This is a genomic window from Pseudomonas sp. P5_B2 (assembly GCF_056400445.1).
Map to the genome: position 1 here is coordinate 1 of NZ_JBFULH010000958.1, position 1,248 is coordinate 1,248.

At 53.8% G+C, this 1,248-nt stretch carries 3 protein-coding genes; 2 read left to right on the top strand and 1 reads right to left on the bottom strand.

What is annotated here, in order from left to right; translation table 11 throughout:
- Positions 1–152: 152 nt before the first annotated feature.
- On the top strand, positions 153–434 hold the full coding sequence (locus AC1DRJ_RS28295) for a hypothetical protein (RefSeq protein ID WP_477805048.1): 282 nt from the start codon (positions 153–155) through the stop codon (positions 432–434).
- On the opposite strand, the gene AC1DRJ_RS28300 is transcribed toward AC1DRJ_RS28295, so the two are convergent.
- Positions 421–993 (bottom strand): TetR/AcrR family transcriptional regulator, encoded by a 573-nt coding sequence (locus AC1DRJ_RS28300; protein WP_477805049.1) that lies wholly within the window; start codon positions 991–993, stop codon positions 421–423. The genes AC1DRJ_RS28295 and AC1DRJ_RS28300 overlap by 14 nt on opposite strands.
- 92 nt (positions 994–1,085) lie before the next feature.
- On the opposite strand from AC1DRJ_RS28300, the gene AC1DRJ_RS28305 reads away from it, so the two are divergent.
- Positions 1,086–1,248 (top strand): SDR family NAD(P)-dependent oxidoreductase (locus AC1DRJ_RS28305; RefSeq protein ID WP_477805050.1); only part of this gene is annotated, 163 nt, incomplete at its 3' end.

Consider the following 1,248-nt stretch of genomic DNA (forward strand, 5'->3'; position numbering starts at 1 on the left):
GGTCTGGTAATTACCGTTCAATTAAGCCATGTTTAGGCCCGCAACCTGGTGCCAGGCATGGATTTTTCAGGGTAGGGATATCAGAACGCTTTACGCGAGTGCGAATGCAGCGAGACCCGGGCACAAGATCCGGGAACGCTTTAAGGATAGCAATGAAACGAATTTTAATATTGGTCGCCGTACTTGCAATTGCGGGATGTGCTGCGACCTCGAAAACACAAGTCAAACACGGTAAAAAAGGGCTGCATATCAACTGTTCAGGACTCACTTCCTCGTGGGACAAGTGCTACACCAGCGCCGTCAACTCGTGCGCACCCAAGGGGTACAAGGTTCTTGCCAAGTCGGGGGACGCGGTGGAAGAACCAGGGGACTATCCGTTCGGGCTCAATCCTGCTGGCTACACTAGTCGCAGCATGATCGTCATTTGCAAATAGATTGATGCCGTCCGGCAATCTGGCGGCCAATCTCGTCGTAGCTGGACTTCAACACATCACGCTGGATGTCTGGCGTCGCCAGCATCCGGGCGACAACCAAAGCCCCGATGCATTGCGACAGGATGGCCCAAGCCAGGCTGTCGCTCTCCAGAATGCGCGCCCAATTCTCCTGTAGCTGACAAATCCAGCGCTCCGCCTGTTGGCGGACCAGTACATCCGAACGAGCGATCTCTGCGCCTAACGTCGGCAAAGCACATCCCGATTCCGGATGCTCAACATGCGCCATGCTCAGGTAATGCTTAACGCAACGCTCGAGTTTTTCGCACCCCTGGTCGGCACCTAATCGCTCCAGGCTTTGACTTAGTTCACGCTCGACGATTGAAGCAAACAGTTCGTCTTTCGACGAAAAATGACTGTAGAAAGCCCCGCCGCTCAAGCCGATCGCTTTCATCAGGCCATCAACACCAACCGTGGAAAAACCTGACTTCTTGGCTGACACCGCACTGCTTTCCAGCAGCTTCTCTTTGGTTTCCAACTTGTGACTGGCCGAGTAGCGCATTGCCATTTCCTCAGGATTGATCATCTTGACGCCTGCCGAATCGTAGCATAACGTTCGTTTAGTTAACGATCGTTTAGCAAAAGGATCAACCCATGAATAACAAGAAAGTCGTACTGGTTGTCGGCGCAGGTGATGCTACCGGCGGCGCCATTGCCAAACGTTTTGCACGGGAAGGCTACGTCGCCTGCGTCACGCGACGCAGTGCAGACAAACTTCAGCCCTTGGTCGATGCCATCAAAGCCAATGGCGGTGAGG